This is a genomic window from Sphingomonas mali NBRC 15500, assembly GCF_001598415.1.
In the GTDB taxonomy this organism is placed as follows: domain Bacteria; phylum Pseudomonadota; class Alphaproteobacteria; order Sphingomonadales; family Sphingomonadaceae; genus Sphingomonas; species Sphingomonas mali.
In genome coordinates, this window is sequence record NZ_BCYX01000064.1 from 1 (window position 1) to 17,562 (window position 17,562).

The 17,562-nt window shown below is 65.4% G+C and carries 20 protein-coding genes; 10 read left to right on the forward strand and 10 right to left on the reverse strand.

The features are described 5' to 3' along the window. Positions 1-187: 187 nt before the first annotated feature. Both SMA01S_RS22540 and SMA01S_RS22545 read left to right on the forward strand, forming a co-directional pair. Positions 188-769, forward strand: a complete 582-nt coding sequence (locus SMA01S_RS22540; protein ID WP_066827571.1) for a pyridoxamine 5'-phosphate oxidase family protein — start codon at positions 188-190, stop codon at positions 767-769. Beyond that, on the forward strand, positions 766-975 hold the full coding sequence (locus tag SMA01S_RS22545; RefSeq protein ID WP_066827574.1) for a putative signal transducing protein: 210 nt from the start codon (positions 766-768) through the stop codon (positions 973-975). The genes SMA01S_RS22540 and SMA01S_RS22545 overlap by 4 nt, the downstream gene beginning before the upstream one ends. Here the strand turns inward: SMA01S_RS22545 and SMA01S_RS22550 are convergent. Next, positions 953-1,627, reverse strand: coding sequence for a hypothetical protein (locus SMA01S_RS22550; protein WP_157094102.1), 675 nt, complete (start codon positions 1,625-1,627; stop codon positions 953-955). The two genes, SMA01S_RS22545 and SMA01S_RS22550, sit on opposite strands and share 23 nt — an antisense overlap. Before the next feature lie 466 nt (positions 1,628-2,093). Between SMA01S_RS22550 and SMA01S_RS22555 the strand changes: the two genes are divergently transcribed. Together SMA01S_RS22555 and SMA01S_RS22560 are read left to right on the forward strand one after the other, a co-directional pair. Further along, the gene (locus SMA01S_RS22555) at positions 2,094-2,432 is read left to right on the forward strand and encodes a P-II family nitrogen regulator (protein ID WP_066827576.1); all 339 of its coding nucleotides are present in this window, start codon (positions 2,094-2,096) and stop codon (positions 2,430-2,432) included. A 13-nt stretch (positions 2,433-2,445) separates the two neighbouring features. Beyond that, positions 2,446-3,933 (forward strand): ammonium transporter, encoded by a 1,488-nt coding sequence (locus tag SMA01S_RS22560; RefSeq protein ID WP_066827603.1) that lies wholly within the window; start codon positions 2,446-2,448, stop codon positions 3,931-3,933. Positions 3,934-4,101: 168 nt separating this feature from the next. Here SMA01S_RS22560 and SMA01S_RS22565 read toward each other — a convergent pair whose 3' ends face one another. From SMA01S_RS22565 to SMA01S_RS22575, 3 genes are read right to left on the reverse strand one after another with little or no spacing between them, the layout of a single operon-like run. After that, a complete protein-coding gene (locus SMA01S_RS22565; RefSeq protein ID WP_066827578.1) occupies positions 4,102-5,628 on the reverse strand; it encodes a tryptophan halogenase family protein in 1,527 nt (508 codons plus the stop codon). Between the two features lie 18 nt (positions 5,629-5,646). After that, positions 5,647-6,138, reverse strand: coding sequence for a PIN domain-containing protein (locus SMA01S_RS22570; protein ID WP_066827580.1), 492 nt, complete (start codon positions 6,136-6,138; stop codon positions 5,647-5,649). Next, complete coding sequence (locus SMA01S_RS22575) at positions 6,139-6,399, reverse strand: type II toxin-antitoxin system Phd/YefM family antitoxin (protein WP_066827582.1); 261 nt, start codon at positions 6,397-6,399, stop codon at positions 6,139-6,141. It lies immediately after the preceding gene. 211 nt (positions 6,400-6,610) lie between these two features. Here SMA01S_RS22575 and SMA01S_RS22580 point away from each other — a divergent pair, with 211 nt between their 5' ends. Beyond that, positions 6,611-7,993, forward strand: coding sequence for a cation:proton antiporter (locus tag SMA01S_RS22580; RefSeq protein ID WP_066827584.1), 1,383 nt, complete (start codon positions 6,611-6,613; stop codon positions 7,991-7,993). Between the two features lie 5 nt (positions 7,994-7,998). Beyond that, positions 7,999-9,222, forward strand: coding sequence for an alginate export family protein (locus SMA01S_RS22585; RefSeq protein ID WP_066827586.1), 1,224 nt, complete (start codon positions 7,999-8,001; stop codon positions 9,220-9,222). A 190-nt stretch (positions 9,223-9,412) separates the two neighbouring features. Here the strand turns inward: SMA01S_RS22585 and SMA01S_RS22590 are convergent, their stop codons facing one another. The 5 genes from SMA01S_RS22590 to recQ are packed head-to-tail and all read right to left on the reverse strand — an operon-like array spanning position 9,413 to position 14,576. Continuing rightward, positions 9,413-11,002 carry a GMC family oxidoreductase gene (locus SMA01S_RS22590; RefSeq protein ID WP_066827588.1) on the reverse strand — a complete coding sequence of 530 codons (1,590 nt, stop codon included), beginning with the start codon at positions 11,000-11,002 and terminating at the stop codon, positions 9,413-9,415. Further along, positions 10,912-11,916 carry a sterol desaturase family protein gene (locus SMA01S_RS22595; protein WP_066827590.1) on the reverse strand — a complete coding sequence of 335 codons (1,005 nt, stop codon included), beginning with the start codon at positions 11,914-11,916 and terminating at the stop codon, positions 10,912-10,914. The genes SMA01S_RS22590 and SMA01S_RS22595 overlap by 91 nt, the downstream gene beginning before the upstream one ends. A gap of 11 nt (positions 11,917-11,927) precedes the next feature. Further along, positions 11,928-12,326: a hypothetical protein gene (locus tag SMA01S_RS22600; RefSeq protein WP_066827591.1), complete on the reverse strand. Its 399-nt coding sequence runs from the start codon at positions 12,324-12,326 to the stop codon at positions 11,928-11,930. After that, positions 12,323-12,757 carry a protein tyrosine phosphatase family protein gene (locus SMA01S_RS22605; protein ID WP_066827593.1) on the reverse strand — a complete coding sequence of 145 codons (435 nt, stop codon included), beginning with the start codon at positions 12,755-12,757 and terminating at the stop codon, positions 12,323-12,325. Before SMA01S_RS22605 ends, SMA01S_RS22600 begins: the two co-directional genes overlap by 4 nt. 28 nt (positions 12,758-12,785) lie before the next feature. Further along, on the reverse strand, positions 12,786-14,576 hold the full coding sequence (recQ, locus tag SMA01S_RS22610; protein ID WP_066827595.1) for a DNA helicase RecQ: 1,791 nt from the start codon (positions 14,574-14,576) through the stop codon (positions 12,786-12,788). A gap of 364 nt (positions 14,577-14,940) precedes the next feature. Here recQ and SMA01S_RS22615 point away from each other — a divergent pair, with 364 nt between their 5' ends. Both SMA01S_RS22615 and ung read left to right on the forward strand, forming a co-directional pair. After that, a complete protein-coding gene (locus tag SMA01S_RS22615) occupies positions 14,941-15,228 on the forward strand; it encodes a GNAT family N-acetyltransferase (protein ID WP_066827596.1) in 288 nt (95 codons plus the stop codon). Positions 15,229-15,237: 9 nt separating this feature from the next. Next, positions 15,238-15,936 carry a uracil-DNA glycosylase gene (ung, locus tag SMA01S_RS22620; RefSeq protein ID WP_066827597.1) on the forward strand — a complete coding sequence of 233 codons (699 nt, stop codon included), beginning with the start codon at positions 15,238-15,240 and terminating at the stop codon, positions 15,934-15,936. A gap of 191 nt (positions 15,937-16,127) precedes the next feature. On the opposite strand, the gene SMA01S_RS22625 is transcribed toward ung, so the two are convergent. Then, positions 16,128-16,667 carry a 2'-5' RNA ligase family protein gene (locus SMA01S_RS22625; RefSeq protein ID WP_066827599.1) on the reverse strand — a complete coding sequence of 180 codons (540 nt, stop codon included), beginning with the start codon at positions 16,665-16,667 and terminating at the stop codon, positions 16,128-16,130. A gap of 61 nt (positions 16,668-16,728) precedes the next feature. Between SMA01S_RS22625 and SMA01S_RS22630 the strand changes: the two genes are divergently transcribed. Together SMA01S_RS22630 and SMA01S_RS22635 are read left to right on the forward strand one after the other, a co-directional pair. Beyond that, a complete protein-coding gene (locus SMA01S_RS22630) occupies positions 16,729-17,157 on the forward strand; it encodes a VOC family protein (RefSeq protein WP_066827601.1) in 429 nt (142 codons plus the stop codon). 78 nt (positions 17,158-17,235) lie between these two features. Then, positions 17,236-17,550, forward strand: coding sequence for a hypothetical protein (locus SMA01S_RS22635; RefSeq protein WP_066827602.1), 315 nt, complete (start codon positions 17,236-17,238; stop codon positions 17,548-17,550). Positions 17,551-17,562 lie beyond the last annotated feature (12 nt).

A 17,562-nucleotide genomic window follows, 5' to 3' on the forward strand; every position in this document is an offset into this window, starting at 1 on the left:
GGGCAGACCCAAGCCCCGGCCCGTCACCCCAGCGAAAGCTGGGGTCTCATGCGAGGGTATGATACGGCGTGAGATCAGTGACGGGTTGAGCATGCCTCGCATGCTCAAGGATCGTCCGGGGGACGATCCGACCCGTCACTCTTTCGCTGGGATGACGGGATAGAGAGCTGGGATGACGGGATAGAAGATGGCCGAATTCTTCGATGCACTGAGCGACAAGCATGTCGCCTTTGTCGAGCGCCAGCCTGTGTTCTTCGTCGCCACCGCCGCGGCCGACGCCCGCGTCAATCTCAGCCCCAAGGGAATGGATTCGTTCCGCGTCCTGTCGCCCAATCGCGTCGCTTATCTCGACGTGCAAGGGTCGGGCAACGAGACCAACGCGCATCTGATCGCCGACGGGCGCATCACGATCATGTTCTGCGCGTTCGACAATCCGGCGCTGATCCTGCGCCTCTATGGCCACGGCCGCCCGGTGCTGCCGCAGGATTCCGACTGGGGCGAGCATGCGGCGCATTTCGACCTGCTCCCGGGCACGCGGCAGATTTTCGTCATCGAGATCGATCAGGTCCAGACCAGCTGCGGCTGGGGCGTCCCGCATATGAGCTTCGAGCGCGAGCGCGACACGCTGAGCAAATATCACCGCCAATATGGCGAAGAGGTGCGCCAGGCCAAATATGCGGTGCGGCTGAAGAGCATCGATGGCTTGCCGGTGCGTAATCCGACGATGGGACCGCCCCCGAACCAGCAGCAGGAACAACAACAGCAATGAGCCTGGTCGAACTCGGCGGCTATTCTTACCCGGAAGCGCATATCATCGTCGGCCGGCTCGAATCCGAAGGCATCCCGGCGATCGCCTTCGATGCCGGCACGCATATGGCCGAGGGGTCGTTCCGTCTGATCCCGGTGCGCGTGATGGTCGATGAGGATGATCTGGCGTTGGCCCAGCAGCTGCTCAAAGAGTGGTCGACCGCGTAAATTGTTTGGGTGTGGGGCTGAATCGAGGAGGTAAAAGTATTCCGCGTTTGATTTGAGGCGGCTCGACCAACGTTGGCTTGATCATTTGGTCGAGCACGTAGTTCAGTTCAAAAATTGCGTGCTTGGCCGTCTCGTGAGGCGCTGACCCCTCAGATAATCCGACCATGTAGTTCAAACGGCGCTCGGCTTCAGTAAGGCGCTCCTTGCTGGTGGTGGCGAAGTTGATGAAGCCGCCGACGGGGGTGGAGGGCGTAGGCGCAAAGCCGTAGGCAACAATCAGTCCGTATCGATTAAATTTGTGAACGACGGTCGAGTAGTGGGTATCGACCGGAAAGGCGTCAGCAACGTCGGTAGCCGACAACCAGATCGTCAGCACGAGCGTCTCAGCTCTTGGGTTGTATCTCCCCAGGCTGACAATTTGATCGCATGCCCGCCGATCTAGAATGCGCGCCCGCGAAGGGTCGCCGACGAGCCTTGAATATATTGGCTGGAAATTGCCATTCTTGACCGCGTGAGTGAGATTGAAAAGGTCGCTCCGCCGGCCGTCCACGAATTCCTGGGTCAGGTGCACGGTAACGGCGTTTGTCTCCGATTTCTCGCTGACATGGATCGTATGCTTCATGGTTAGCACTTCGACCAGCGTGCCGTTCAACGACAATTTAGTCCCCTCTCCTCCAGTGGTGACAATCAGACGCCCATCTCGGACTTCGCGAACGGAGAACACGCGCCTGAGTTGCCCATCTATCTCCACTACAAATCGTGTTTGGGGCTTCCGAGCCATGGCAAGCGACGACCGTTCTGAAATGTTCTCTAAGGGGGAGACAGTGGCACGGCGCGCGACGGCGCTAAAGTAGATGCCCGCAGCATCGCTGCAACCACACGCCAAAATCTTGCGACGAAGCGAAGCGGGACGGAAAGTGGACTTGGTTATGCTTAGTTGGCGTGCCCGGAAAATAGGCAGACGATTCTGCCTGAAAAATAAGCACGCGTTCGCGACTGCACAAATTTTAACGTCTACGTAACATTTCATTACGCGATTCCGCGCTGAAACGCGCAGATTCGAATCTGGCACGCCCCTTGCGATGCAGCATTCCGGGACAAAAACGGAAAGGGGCGCGATGAAACTCGTCATTGCCATCATCAAACCGTTCAAGCTCGACGAGGTGCGCGAGGCACTGTCGGGCGTGGGCGTCGCGGGTATGACCGTGACCGAGGTGAAGGGGTTCGGCCGACAGAAAGGCCAGACCGAGATTTACCGCGGTGCGGAATACAGCACGAACATGGTGCCGAAGATCAAGATAGAGGTCGCCTGCGCGTCCGACATGGCGGGTGCGGTGATCGAAGCGATCCAGGCATCCGCCAACACCGGCGCCATCGGCGACGGCAAGATCTTCGTGCTCGACGTCGGTCAGGCGGTGCGCATCCGCACCGGCGAAACCGATGACAGCGCTCTCTGAGATGGGGGGAATGATGAAACAATCGACCAAGATTCTGGCCGGATTGGGAGCCGTCGGCGTGGCTGCGCTGATGTGCCACCCGGCCTTTGCCCAGGCCGCGGCGGCTGCGCCCGCGCCTGCCGCCACACCGGCCATCGCCACGCCGTCGCTCGCCAATATGAACAAGGGCGACAATACCTGGATGCTGGTGTCGACCTTGCTGGTGCTGATGATGTCGGTACCCGGCCTGGCGCTGTTCTATGGCGGCCTGGTCCGCACCAAGAACATGCTGTCGGTGCTGACCCAGGTGCTGATGATCGTCTGCATGGTCGGCGTGATCTGGGTGTGCTGGGGCTATTCCGAGACGTTTACGTCCGGCTCGGGCTTCACCGCGCCATATTTCGGTGGCCTGTCCAAGATGTTCCTGAAGGGAGTGGACTCTTCTTCGGCCGCGGCGACTTTCTCCAACGGCGTGTATATTCCGGAACTGACCTACGTCCTGTTCCAGATGACCTTCGCGATGATCACTCCGGCGCTGTTCATCGGCTCGGTGGCGGAGCGCATCAAATTCTCGCCGCTGATGCTATTCGTCGCGCTCTGGGTGACCTTCGTCTACTTCCCGATCGCGCACATGGTCTGGTACTGGGACGGCCCCGACGCCATCGCCGCCGCCGCGCTCAAGGGCACGGCTGCGCTCGACGCCGTCAATGCCGACGCCGGCAAACTGTTCCAATGGGGCGCGATCGACTTCGCGGGCGGCACCGTCGTGCACATCAACGCCGGCATCACCGGTCTGGTGATGTGCCTGCTGCTCGGTAAGCGTCTCGGCTATCCCAACGAGCCGATGCCGCCGCACTCGCTGACCATGACCATGATCGGCGCCTCCTTGCTGTGGGTGGGCTGGTTCGGCTTCAACGCCGGTTCCAACCTCGAAGCAACGTCGGTCGCCTCGGTCGCTTTCATGAACACGATGATCGCCACCGCCGCCGCCGGGATGAGCTGGCTGCTGACCGAGCAGATCGTGCGCGGCAAGCCGTCGCTCCTCGGGGCTGCTTCGGGTGTCGTCGCCGGACTGGTCGCCGTCACTCCCGCCTCGGGCTTCGCCGGGACGATGGGGTCGGTGATCCTGGGCCTGATGGTCTCGCCGATCTGCTTCTTCTTCGTCAGCGTGGTGAAGTCGAAGTTCAAGTATGACGACTCGCTCGACGTGTTCGGCGTGCACTGCATCGGTGGCATCACCGGTGCGCTGATGACCGCGATCCTCGCCAATCCGGCGCTGGGTGGTCAGGGCATCGCCGACTACGCCTCCAAGCCCGGCACGCTCGTCGTGGCGCCCTATGACTGGGTCCACCAGCTGGTCACCCAGGGCTGGGCAGTCGGCCTCACCCTCATCTGGTCGGGCGTCGGCGCCGCCATCCTCTACGTCATCATCGACAAGCTCTGGGGCTTCCGGGTGTCGGAAGAAGTGGAGCGCGAAGGCCTCGACATCGCCGAGCATGGCGAGCGGGCTTACCACTACTGACAAGATCGGGGCGCCGGTCGACCCGGCGCCCCCAACCTCGTTCCTCCTGCGGACGACCTGGGCCGGTGGCGAAAGTCACCGGCCCTCTTTTCAAGCTTCAAATGCCAAGGGCATTTGAAGCGCAGCCCCCGCGAAGGCGGGGGTCTCGGGCCGCAAGCGGCCCCTTGCTCAACCCTCGTTGATCTGCCGGATCAGCTCGCGATGCGACGGCAGATCGTCGACCGCCTGGTCACCGAAATGCCGGATGCGGGCAAAAGCAGTCGCCGCCCGGCCGGTGTCCGGCATGCCGCTACCCGGCGGATCGGTGCGGAAGCCCATGCCGTAGAGAATGTACTGATAGTTGAAATAGGCGAAGGTCTCGACGTCGAGCGTGAAGTCGAACCGGCTGGGCGGGCGGCAGCGCCAGCGATCGAGCATGTCCCTGAGCGCGTCGGGGATCGACCCCGGGTCGACATTGTCGCGCCAGAACGGCTCGTCGCGCCGGCTGAGGCAATAATGCAGCTTCAGGAAGTTGACGATATTGTCGAACCGCGCCGTCATCAGCGCGTTGAACCGGTCCGCCGACGCATCGACCGGGCCGCTTGGCGGGAGCAATTCGGCGATCATCGCCGCCGCCGCTTCGATCAGCACGATACCGGTCGATTCGAGCGGCTCGAGGAATCCCGCCGCCATCCCCACCGCGACGCAATTGCCGACCCATTGCCGGCGGCGATAGCCGGGATCGAAGCTGATCAGCCGGGCATCGGCGGCGAGTTCGGGCCGGCCGATATAGTCGCCCAGAATGTCGCGGGCGCGCGCCTCGTCGATATGGTTGCTCGAATAGACCGAGCCGACCCCGCGCAGGTCGCGCAGGCCGATATCCCAGATCCAGCCCGCCTCATGCGCCGCCGCGATCGTATAGCTGGGGAGCGGCGCATCGGGGTCGCCGCGCGGCACCCGACAGGCGAGCGCGCGGTCGGTGAACAGAAAGCGGCGCACCGACACGAACGGCTCGTCGATCGCCTTGCCGATCAGCTCGGCGCGCAGCCCGGTGCAATCGACGAACAGATCCGCCGTCATAGTGCCCGAGCATTCGAACTCGAGCCCGGCGATCATACCGCGATCGCCCAAAGTCGCGCCGAGCAGGCGATCCTCGACATGCGTCACGCCCAGCGCCCGCGCGCGATCGGCAAGCAGCCGCGCCAGCGCCGCCGCGTCGAAATGATAAGCGTAATTGAGCGGGGCGGAGAATCCGTCCTCCTCGGCACGCTTTGGCCCGCGGCGTTCCTCAGCGACGCGGTGCTGGATCGTCACCGCCTCGGCGAAGGGCGGGCGGGTCGCCGGATTCTCGGCCAGCCACAGCGACACCAGGCTGGCGTCAGGCGCGTAGAGCGGCGCTTCGAACGGATGGAAATAATGATCGTGCCTGCCCGCCGTCGGGGTGCGTGCCCAATCGTCGAAGCGGACGCCCTGCTTGAAGGTCGCGCCGGTCGCGCGGATGAAATCGCGCTCGTCGATATCGAGGAATTGCAGCGTGGTGCGGATCGTCGGGAACGCGCCTTCGCCCACGCCGACGATGCCGATATCGGGCGATTCGACCAGGGTGACCGACAGATCGGAGCGATTGGCGACGTCCAGGAACTTCGCGAGATAGGCAGCCGTCAGCCAGCCCGCGGTGCCGCCACCGACGATCAGGATGCTGCGCTTTCCCTCCATATCTTTTCGCTACCGTCCTTAACTGCGTACGAACAGGCCCTTGATCCACGCCGGCGCCGCGCGCGATGCCTGGCGCCAGTCGCCGTCGGGCGCATCGGCGACGTAGCGCGACGGGTCGAACAGCTTGACGCGGCCAGCCTTGAACGCGCGCGGCCGCAAGGTCGCCAGTGTCAGGCCGTGTTCGAGCGCGGTGCCGGCGATCAGCGCATCACGCTGGTCGGCATAATCGAGGCCAGCCGCGCGACGCACGATCGCGGCGTCGATCGCGAGCACACGCCCGTCGAACGCGCGCGTCACCTGATCGTCGAGCCAAGTGCGCCATGAGGCGCCGGCGGCGCGATCCTTGCGCGCGGTGCGGGCGGCGATGCCCTCCAGTTCGTGGAGCGTGATCGCCGAGATGAACAGGCTCTGCGGCGCAACGCCGGATGCCCAGGCGCTCAGCGCGGGGTCGGCCCGCCCGCTGCGCGCGTCGCGCAACGCGACCACGACGGGCGTGTCGAGCAAATGCATTCAGCGGTCGCCATCGCGATGGCGCCAGGGATCGGCGCGCGGCGACGGATCGTGTTCCGGCAAGGCATTGGCCGGCGTGTTGGGCGCGGCGAGCAGGTCGACGATCGTCTCGCTCTGGCCCGACAGCCGGCGGAACGCTTCCATGCTCATCAGGACGTGCGTCGGCCGCCCGCGATCGGTGACGAAGACCGGCTCGAATCGCGCCAGCCGTTTTGCCTGGCTGACGTCCTGATTGAATTCGCGGCTGGAAACGACTCGCATTTTCGCTGCTCGCACGGCCTGTTTGGGCGGTTGATTATGTAGGTACGTTACTACCTTGTAGCACGCTCGCAACACATTTCCCCCGCTCATCGGAAAAATGACGCCACGGGCCGCCGAGGACGCAAAAAGCCCATTGCTAACGTTCCCAATCGGCTTTCCCTTGCCCGCGACATGGCCCGCCAAGGGCCGGACATGGGGATGGGGAAAGCGCATGCCGCAGCAAGGTGTGATCGACAGTCTGATATCGACGGTGACGGGAATCCTGGCGCCGCATGGACCCGCGGTGCAGGCGGTGGCCAAGAGCTACACGCCGGGCGATTTCAGCGTGCATTTCTTCATGCAGCTGGCGGTGATCCTGCTGGCATGCCGCGTCGTCGGCTGGGCCGGACAGAAATTGCTCGGCCAGCCGCAAGTGGTGGGCGAGATGATCGCCGGCGTCATCCTCGGGCCGTCGCTGTTCGGGCTGCTATTCCCCGATTTCCAGCTTGCCTTGTTCCCCAAGGAAACGCGCAACGTGCTCTATGCCGGCGCGCAACTCGGTGTCGGGCTCTACATGTTCATGGTCGGCCTGACGCTCAACCTCGATCACTTCAAGGCCAAGGCGAAGAGCGCGGCCGGCGTCTCGGCGGCGGGCATCGTCATGCCGTTCCTGCTCGCTGCGCTGATTACGCCGATGCTGCTGACCGTGCCGGGGCTGTTCGCGCCGGGGATCAGCAACGCCAATGCGACCCTGTTCATGGGCGCGTGCATCGCCCTGACCGCCTTCCCGATGCTCGCGCGCATCATCAACGAGCGTGGCCTCGCCAATTCGTCGCTGGGCACCTTGTCGCTGACCGCCGGCGCGTTCGACGATGCCACGTCCTGGTGCGTGCTGGCGGTGGTGCTGGCGACGTTCGGCGCGGGCCCCGGCGTCGCGGTGCTCGCGATCGGTGGCGCGATTATCTATACCGCCTTCATGCTGCTCTATGGCCGGCGCCTGCTCGCGCCGCTGGGCCGCGCGGTCGAAGCGCGGGGCGAGATGAGCACGACCGTGCTCGCGATCACGATGATGCTGTTCTGCCTGTCGGCGTTCGTGATGGACGCGATCGGCATCCACGCGATCTTCGGCGGCTTCCTGCTCGGGGTGTGCATGCCGCGCGGGCTGTTCGTCGAGGAACTGAAGCGCAAGGTCGAGCCGCTCGCGGTCGTGCTGCTGCTGCCGATGTTCTTCACCTATTCGGGGCTCAACACCCGGATGGACATGGTCAATTCGGTCGAGCTTATCCTGATCGCGCTCGGCATCCTGGCGGTGTCGATCCTGGCCAAGTTTGGCGCTTGCTGGGCGGCGGCGCGGCTGTCGGGCGAGGACAATCGCACTGCATTGGGCATCGGCGCGCTGATGAATTCGCGCGGGCTGATGGAGCTGATCATCATCAACATCGGGCTGCAGAAGGGCATTATCGGCCCGACCCTGTTCTCGATGCTGGTGCTGATGGCGATCGTCACGACGATGATGGCCGGGCCGCTGTTCGAGCTGGTCTATGGCCGCAAGGCCCGGGCCGATGGTGAGCTCGGCGCGCTGGGCGGCGGTCTCGCGATCGACGCGGCGGAGTAAGCGTCATGCATCGTCGTACTTTGGGCGCGCTCGCGCTCGCCGCCGCCGGCGTCGCCGCGTCCGGCGCGCAGGCCCAGGACATCACGCTCAAGCCGTTGATCGACGCGCGGCTGCGCTACGAACATGTCGACCAGGACGGCGTGGCCGACAGCGCCGATGCGGTCACGCTCCGGATCCGGAGCGGCGTCCAGGCGAGCACCGGGCCATTCAGCGCGCTGGTCGAGGCGGAGGGCAATATCCCCTTCACCACCAGCTATAATGACGGGTTCAACGGGCGCGCGCTGCCGACCGTCCCCGACCCCGGCAATATCGAACTCAACCGCGCCCAGCTTGCTTATGCGAGCAAGGGGTTCAAGCTGACGGCCGGGCGCCAGGTGCTCGACTTCGCCGATCAACGCTTCGTCGGACCGGCGGCGTGGCGGCAGAACGAGCAGACGTTCGACGCCGTGCGCGTGCAATATAGCGGGCTGGGCGGGTTGAAGGGCCTGACCGTCGATGCGGCCTATTCCTGGTCGGTGCGCACGGTGAACGGCATCCAGGGCACGCCCGCACGGCCGCAATCGGTCGGCGGCGACAATTACTTCGGGATCATCGGCTATGCGACGCCGATCGGAACGCTGTCGGCCTTCGCCTATCTGGTCGACCAGGATTCGGTGACGCTCTCGGGCTTCCGCCTGTCGAGCCAGACCTATGGCGTGCGCTTCGCCGGCAGCCGACCGCTGTCGAAGGATCTGAAGCTCGGCTATATCGCGAGCTATGCGCGGCAGAGCGATTATGCGCGCAATCCAAACCACTACGCCGCCAATTACTGGCTGGGTGAAGCAAGCCTGACCGGCAAGGTGCTGAGCGCGACTGCCGGCTACGAAGTGCTCGGCGCCGACAAGGGCGTCGCGCTGACCAGCGTGCAGACCCCGCTGGCCTCGTTCTTCAAGTTCCAGGGCTGGGACAGCAAGTTCACCACCACCCCGCCCAACGGATTGCGCGACGCCTATGCGACGCTTGGCGCCAATTGGAAAAGCAAGGGCTGGGTGTCGGGCTATGGCCTCGGCGCGACCTTCCATCGCTTCGACAGCGACCGACTGTCGCTCCATTATGGCGACGAGCTGGACGTCATCGCTTCGGCCAAGGTCAAGCGCTACACGCTCGCCGCCCGCTTCGCGCATTACCGCGCGGATACGTTCGCGAGCGACACCGACAAAGTGTTTCTGACGGTCGACTGGGTGTACTGAAGATCATGGCCGAACGACCCTAAAATCTCCCCTCCCTGCAAGGGAGGGGATCAAGGGGTGGGTTGAGCGTCGGGCGAGGCTCGATGCCTCGTCCGACGCTGCTTTTGACGGGTCGGTCATTGAGTCTTTTTAGGCGCGCAGACGCGCGCACCCACCCCCAACCCCTCCCTGGCAGGGAGGGGAGTCTGGTTCAGCCCGCCAAATCCGCCTTCACGAAATCGGCGCAACGCTCCCCGATCATGATCGACGGGGCATTGGTGTTGCCGCTGATCAGCTTGGGCATGATCGAGGCGTCGGCGACGTACAGCCCCTCGACCCCGCGCACGCGCAGCTTCGGGTCGCACACCGCGTCAGCGTCCGCCCCCATCCGCGCGGTGCCGACCGGGTGATAGACGGTGTCGGCGCGCGCCCGGATCAGCCGCTCCAGCGCGTCGTCGTCGCCGAAGTCGATCGGATAGCGGTCCTTGCCGCGATGCCGGCTGAGCGGCGGCGCGTTGAGGATGCGGTACATCGTCCGAACGCCCGCCTTCATCACCGCCATGTCGCGCGGATCGGTCAAAAACGCGGGATCGATCAACGGGCTTTCGCGCGGGTCGGGCGAAGCGAGCCGGACCGTGCCGTGGCTTTCCGGCCGGAGCACGCAGACGTGGCAGGAAAAGCCATGCGCCTTGACCTTGGTCCGCCCGTGATCCTCCAGCACCACCGGTACGAAATGGAGCTGCACGTCGGGCGCCGGCGCATCGGGCATCACGGTCAGGAACCCGCCGGCCTCGGCGAACGGCGTGGTCATCACCCCCGACCGGCTCTTCAACCAGCGGATCACGCCGCCGGCCATGCTGAGCGTGCCGGCGAGCGAACTGCCCAGGAAGAACCGCCCAGGCACCTCATAGGCGGCGACGTAATCGATATGGTCCTGCAGGTTCGCACCGACGTCGGGCCGGTCGACCGTGACGGTCAGCCCGTGCGCCGCCATATGCGCGGCGGGACCGATCCCCGACAGCATGAGCAATTGCGGCGTGCCGAATACCCCGCCCGCCAGCACCACCGCCTTGCGCGCGCGGATGACGTGATGCTCGTTGCCGCGCGCATAAGCGACGCCCCAGGCCTTGCCGTCCTCGAACAGCACGCGCTCGGCCAGGGCCTCGGTCACGACATGGAAATTGGGCCGCGACAAGGCCGGCTCGACATAAGCGCGGCTCGACGTCCAGCGCTCGCCGTTCTTCTGCGTGACCTGATAGACGCCGACGCCGTCCTGACGCGCGCCGTTGAAATCCTCGTTGCGCGGAATCTGCAGCATCGCCGCCGCCTCGACGAATTCGAGGCTGCCGGGATGCGGCCAATGCTGGTCCGACACGCTGAGCGGCCCGTCGCCACCATGATAATCGCTCGCCCCGCGCTCATTGCCCTCGGACCGTTTGAACGCCGGCAGCACGTCGTCATAGGACCAGCCGTCGCAGCCCATCGCCGCCCAATTGTCGTAATCCCAGGCATTGCCGCGCAGATAGAGCATCGCGTTGATCGCGCTCGATCCGCCCAACCCCTTGCCGCGCGGCTGATAGCCCCGGCGGCCGTTCAATCCCGGCTGCGGCACGGTTTCGAGCCGCCAATTGGTCTTGTCGTTCTGGAACGCCATGAAGCCGGGGACGCGCGTCCTCAGCCCGGTATTGCGCCCGCCCGCCTCAAGCAGGGCTACGGCGTAACGGCCGTCCTCGCTGAGCCGTCCGGCCGCCGCGGCGCCGCCCGATCCTCCCCCAACGACGACGATATCGGCTTCGTCCACTCAGCTTTCTCCCGCTCCCGCTCGCGTTGTTCCCAGCGCGCCTTGATGGTTTCAGACGTCTCGCGGCTGCCGTCGTGGCTCCAGCCCGGCGGTTTCACCATGTAATTCCATTTGGCCTTGAGGCCCGGCGCGGCCCACACGTCCTTGGCGATCCCCACCCATTCGTGGAACGCCGCCCAGATCAGGTTGAAGCTGCCGAGATTCTTGACGATGCCGTAACGCGGCGCCTCGTCGTCGCGCTCGGGCTCGAACGTGCCGAGCCAGCGGTCCCAGACGATGAATACGCCGGCATAATTCTTGTCGAGATAGCGCGGGTTGGTCGCATGATGGACGCGGTGGTGCGACGGCGTGTTCATCACCGCTTCGAACCAGCGCGGCATGCGGCCGATCACTTCGGTGTGGATCCAGAATTGATAGATCAAATTCACCCCGCCGACGAAGATCACCATCGCCGGCGGAAACACCAGGAACAGGGGCAGCCGAAAGATGAAGCTGATCGAGATGAACCCCGTCCAGGTCTGCCGGAGCGCGGTCGACAGGTTATAATGCTGGCTCGAATGGTGGATGACGTGGCTCGCCCAGAACCACCGCACGCGATGCGCCGAGCGATGGAACAGATAGTAAGCGAAATCGTCGATCACGAAGCAGAGCACGAACCAATACCAGGCCCAGGGATTGGGCAACGTCACGACACGGAAATTGCCATAGAGCCAGGTCGCCAGCGCATAGATCAGGCCCGCGGTGAGCGCGCCGGCAACAGTGCTGCCGGTGCCGAGCGCGAGGCTGGTGAGCGTGTCCTTGGGTTCGTAACGACGCTTGTCCCTGGCCCAGGCGACCAGCATCTCTGCCAGCACCAGCAGCACGAAGCCGGGTACGGCAAGCGAGACGATATCGGGGAGCTTGTGCGCGTCCATCGGACCGTTGCTTACACGAGTGTAAGTGGCGCTTCCAGCCCTCGAACCTGATCGGCGGTGATGCCGAACAGGGTGACCGGCCCGAACAATTTTTCGCCCGTATCGACCGTCGCGCCCTCGATTGCTTCGCGCACCCGGAGCGGGGGAACCAGCCGGCGCACCGCAACCTTGGCGCCGTGGCGCTTGAGCACCGCGATCGTGCCTTGTCCCTGAACCAGCGCCGCGCTGCCATCGCCCGACACGAGCGCGCGACCGCCCTCGAACCCCGCCAGCGCCTCTTCGGCGAAGCGCCGCGCATCATCCTCCGTCGCGATCCGGCTCTCCCCCAGCTTGAGCCAGCGCGCGACCCCGGCCAGCGCCAGGATCGCGACGATCGATCCCGCAAGCTGGACGAGTTGCGCATGGGTCATGCCTGCGCCTTCAACTGATCGAGCAACGGCCGGATGCCGTCGAGATTATATCCCGCGCCGGCACCCTTGGCGATCAGCTCATCGGCGTCGGCGCCGTTCCTGGCCTGGGCCAGGGCCCACAGATTGCACGAGCGCGTGCCCGAGCGGCAGAAAGCGAGCACCGGGCCCTGGGCGCCTGCCAGCACCTCGGCCATCGCCTCGATCTGCGGATAGCTGAACCCGGCATGCGTGATCGGGATCGCCGTGTAGGTCAGCCCGGCGGCCAGCGCCGCCTCGCGAATTGCTTCCCCCGAAATCTGACCCGCTTCCTCGTCGTCGGGGCGGTTGTTGACGATCGCGGTGAAGCCGGCCGCCTTGATCGCGGCGACGTCCTCGACCGAAATCTGCGGCGCTACCGAAATACTGTCGTCGACCTTGCGGATCATCGTCATCGAACCTCTTCGTTCCGGGAAAACAGACTCACGCGGCTTCCCGGATAACTTGCAGGAAGGCGTCACCATAAGCGTCCAGCTTGCGTTCGCCCACGCCCGAAATCGTGCCGAGCGCGCTGCGGCTGTCGGGTTTGAGCTCGGCCATCGCGCGCAGCACCGAATCGTGGAAGATGACGTAGGGCGGCACGCTCGCTTCCTTCGCAAGTTCGCGGCGCTTCTCGCGCAGTGCCTCGAAGAGCGGGTCGCCGATCGGATTGGTGCCGCCGGTCGCCGTCCCGCCGCGGCGGCGGCGTTCGCGCTTGGGCGGCAGGACGAGTTCGACCTTTTCGCCGCCTTTGAGGATCGCGCGCGCGCCGGGGCCGAATTCCAGCCCGCCATGCGGATTGGTCCGCAGCGCATCGCGGACCTGGAGCGCGCGGCCGACCGGGCGGAGCAGCGCCGCTTCCTCGCCATCGACGATGCCGAATACCGACAAGGCCTCGTGCCCGTTCATCAGGCTGCGCTCGCTCGACTGGCCGGTCAGGATCGCCTCGATATAGCCGCTGCCGAAGCTCTGGCCGGTGCGGAACACCGCCGAGAGATATTTCTGCGCGACGGTCGTCGCGTCGATCGACGCGGGCGGGGCGAGGCAATTGTCGCAATTGCCGCAGCGGTCGGACACGTCGCGCTCGTCGAAATGCCCGAGCAGCAGCTTGCGGCGACAGCCCGCCGTCTCGACCAGCGCGCCGAGCGCGTTGAGCCGGATGCGCTCGCCCGGTTGCCGCGCGCTTTCGACTTCGCCGATCCGTTGCCGGGCGCGGGCGAAATCGTCGGCGCCCCAGAACAGATGCGCGATCGCCGGGTCGCCGTCGCGCCCGGCGCGGCCGGTTTCCTGGTAATAGGCCTCGATCGACTTGGGCAGGCCGGCATGCGCGACGAAGCGGACGTCGGGCTTGTCGATGCCCATGCCGAATGCGACCGTGGCGACGATCACCATATCCTCCGACGCGACGAAATCGGCCTGGTTCTTCGCCCGGATCTTCGGTTCGAGCCCGGCATGATAAGCGCGCGTCGGGCGGCCGGTCTTGGCCAGCGCCTCGGCCAGTTTCTCGGTGCCGGCGCGGGTCTGGGCATAGACGATGCCGGGCCCCGGCGCCTCGGCGATCAGGTCGGCGATCTGGCGCGTGGTGTTGTCGCGCGGGCTGATCGCATAGCGGATATTGGGCCGGTCGAACCCGGCGACGATCAGCCCGTCCTTGGGGATACCGAGCTGATCGAGGATGTCGGCGCGCGTATGCGCGTCGGCGGTCGCGGTCAGCGCGAGCCGCGGGACGCCCGGAAATCTGTCGAGTAGCGGGCGAAGCAGCCGGTAATCGGGACGGAAATCGTGCCCCCATTCGCTGACGCAATGCGCTTCGTCGATCGCGAACAAGGCCACGCGCCCTCGCTCGAGCAGATCGCGGAAATCGCCGTTCGAAGCGCGTTCCGGCGCGACATAGAGCAGATCGAGCTCACCATCGAGGAAGCGCCCGCGCGTTTCCGCCCGATTCTCGTCGACGCTGGTCAGGGTCGCGGCGCGGATGCCGACCGCTTCCGCCGCGCGCAGCTGGTCGTGCATCAAGGCGATCAGCGGGCTGACCACGACGCACGTGCCGTCGAGCATCACCGCGGGCAGCTGGTAACAGAGCGACTTGCCCGCCCCGGTCGGCATCACCGCGAGCGTATTCTCCCCCGCCAGCACGCGCGACACGACCGATTCCTGCACGCCGCGGAACGCGGGGAAGCCGAAGGTAGAGTGGAGAACGGAAGCCGGATCGATCACGGGGGCGGATGTAGCCATGCGCGCGTCAGACTTCCATCAAATCGCACCCGACCACCACCGGCCCGGCGAAATTCCGGCGCACCGCGGCGATGGGGGTCTCGATCGGTAAGGCGCCGGGGACCCCTCTCCCGCGTGCGGGAGAGGGAGGGGCCCGCCGCGAAGCGGTGGGAAGGTGAGGGTCTTCTTTCTTCTTCTGTCTCGGCACACGCTTGGAAGAAGAAAGAAGAGCCTCACCCAACCCTCTCCCGCACGCGGGAGAGGGCTTAGCTATGCCGGCTTGCAACCGATAGGATGCGTCGAACGCGGCAAAAACGATCCGGCGGTTGGGTTGCATGGCGCCGTGCTACCGTTAAGCGGAAATCGTAGCCAGCGGAGAACAGGAATGGCCGAGAATAGCGTCATCGACAATCGCGCCGAGAATGAATTCGAGCTCGAGGTCGACGGCCATCGTGCGATCGCGGCGTATCAGCTGGAGGGCGACACGATCACCTTCACCCACACGCTGGTCCCCAAGAAGCTGGAAGGGCGCGGCGTCGCGTCGAAGCTGATCCGCGCGGCGCTCGATTCGGCGCGCGATCGGGGGTTGAAGGTCGTGCCGATCTGCCCGTTCGTGAAAGCCTATATCGAGCGCCATCCCGAATATCAGTCGCTGCTCGAGCGCGCGGGCTGAGGCCGGGCGATGGCCGAACCCAAGCTCCACCCGAGCTGGCTCGAACCGCTGCGCGGCGAGTTCGCCAGCGACTACATGGCGAGCCTGCGTACGTTCCTGGTCGCCGAGAAAGCGGCGGGCAAGGCGATCTTCCCGCAAGGGCCCGAATGGTTCCGCGCGCTCGATTTGACGCCGCTGGAGAATGTCCGCGTCGTCATCCTGGGGCAGGACCCCTATCACGGCCCCGGCCAGGCGCATGGCCTGTGCTTTTCGGTCAAGCCGGGGACCCGCACCCCGCCGAGCCTGGTCAACATCTACAAGGAAATGGAGGCCGATCTCGGCATTCCGCCGGCGCGGCACGGCTTTCTCGAACATTGGGCCGAACAGGGCGTGCTGCTGCTCAACGCGGTGCTGACGGTGCAGATGGGGATGGCCGCCTCGCATCAGGGGCGCGGCTGGGAGCGCTTCACCGATGCGGTGATCCGCCTGGTCAATGCGCGCGAAAAGCCGGTGGTGTTCATGCTGTGGGGCAGCCATGCGCAGAAGAAGGCGGCGTTCGTCGAGTCGGTCGAGCGTGGCGGACGGCACCTCGTCCTGCGCGCGCCGCACCCGTCGCCGCTCTCGGCGCATTCCGGGTTTCTGGGGTGTCGCCATTTCTCCAAGGCCAATGCGTTTCTCGAGGCGCATGGCGAGAAACCGATCGACTGGGCGTTGCCGGCGATCGGGTGAACTGAAGCCGACCCATTAAATCCTCCCCATCGCAGATGGGGAGGGGGACCGGCCGCGAAGCGGACGGTGGAGGGGAAATGCCCTGTCCTCGCGGCTGCGCCGCTGCGGCCCCTCCACCACCGGCTTCGCCGGCGGTCCCCCTCCCCACGCTTCGCGTAGGGAGGATTTGGGAACCGCGCGGCCCGACCCAGTCACTGGAACAACGGCAATTCCGGCGACAGCGTCCATCGCCCGATAATATCATGCCGCGTTTCGCCGACATGGCTGTGGACCAGCACCAATTCCTCGACCTGCCACAGGATCGGATCGATCGCGCGCGAGAAGGCCGCGTCGTCGCGATAGCCGAGCGTCATGTGCGGGTTGAAGGTCCAGCCGTCGCGCGGCTCCAGCCCGGCGTCGGTCACGCGATCGCGGATCGCGCGCTGCAGCAGCGCGAGCCCGGTCGAGCGGCCATTGGGCCGGAGCGCCACCGACCGCGTCGTCCCGACCACGCGCCCCATCGACAGCAGGAACCCCGACATGTCGATATCGTTACCCACCGCGATCAGCCGGTCGACGAGCCTTTCGGGCAAGCCGATATGGTCGTTGAATATCTCCATCGTGACGTGGAGATGCTCGCTCCTGACCGGGCGGCCGGGACAATGAAGCCGCCGCGCCGCCTCGATCGCGGGAATGGCGTGCATTGCCGGCTTGATGGCGAAGAACAGGCGGTGAAGCGTTTGCACGAGCATGACAGTCCTCCGAATCGGGTGATATGTTCATGATATGTTCTTGTATCGAAGGAGTCGACTCATGACCGATCCTCAAACCAATCGCGGTGCCTTCCACCATATCGACCTGAGCGTCAGCGACGTCGCCGCGGCACGGCGTGTCTATGCGCCGGTGCTGGAGTTCCTCGGCTATACGATGGTCAAGGACCGGCCGGACGGCTGCGAATGGGATGTGAAGGGGCGCGAGCCGTTCGGGGCCTCGCTGGGAATCCGCACCGCGACCAGCGGCGGATCGCACGACCGCTATGCGCCCGGGCTCCACCATCTGGCGTGGCGGGTCGAGAGCCGCGAGGCGGTCGACGCCGCGCACGCTCTGCTGGTCGAGCACGGCATTCCGGTGCTCGACCCGCCGGCACATTACCCGGAATATTCGGGCGACTATTACGCCGTCTTCTTCGCCGATCCCGACGGGCTCAAGCTCGAGATCGTTCATGCGCCGGGCTGGATCTGACCGGTTCGGCCCGACCGAAGGGTAAGCCGCGCCGGTTCGTTGATCCTCACGGGGACGATATCCCAGAGGAGAAGTGACATGCGTACCAAGCTCTTTTGCGCCGCGTTGATCGGCCTGACCGCACTGACCGCCGCCGCGCCGGCCGAGGCCCGGATCAACCAACGCCAATATCGCCAGCAACAGCGCATCGCCAACGGCGCCAATTCGGGCCAGCTCAACGCCCGCGAAACCTATCGGCTCGACCGCCGCGAAGGCCATATCGCCAATTACGAAGCGCGCGCCCGCGCCTCGGGCGGCGGACTGAACGGCCGCGAACGCTATCGCATCGAACGCATGCAGGACCGCACCAGCCGCGCCATCTATCGCCAGAAGCACGACGCGCAGGTGCGCTGACCGGCGTTTTAA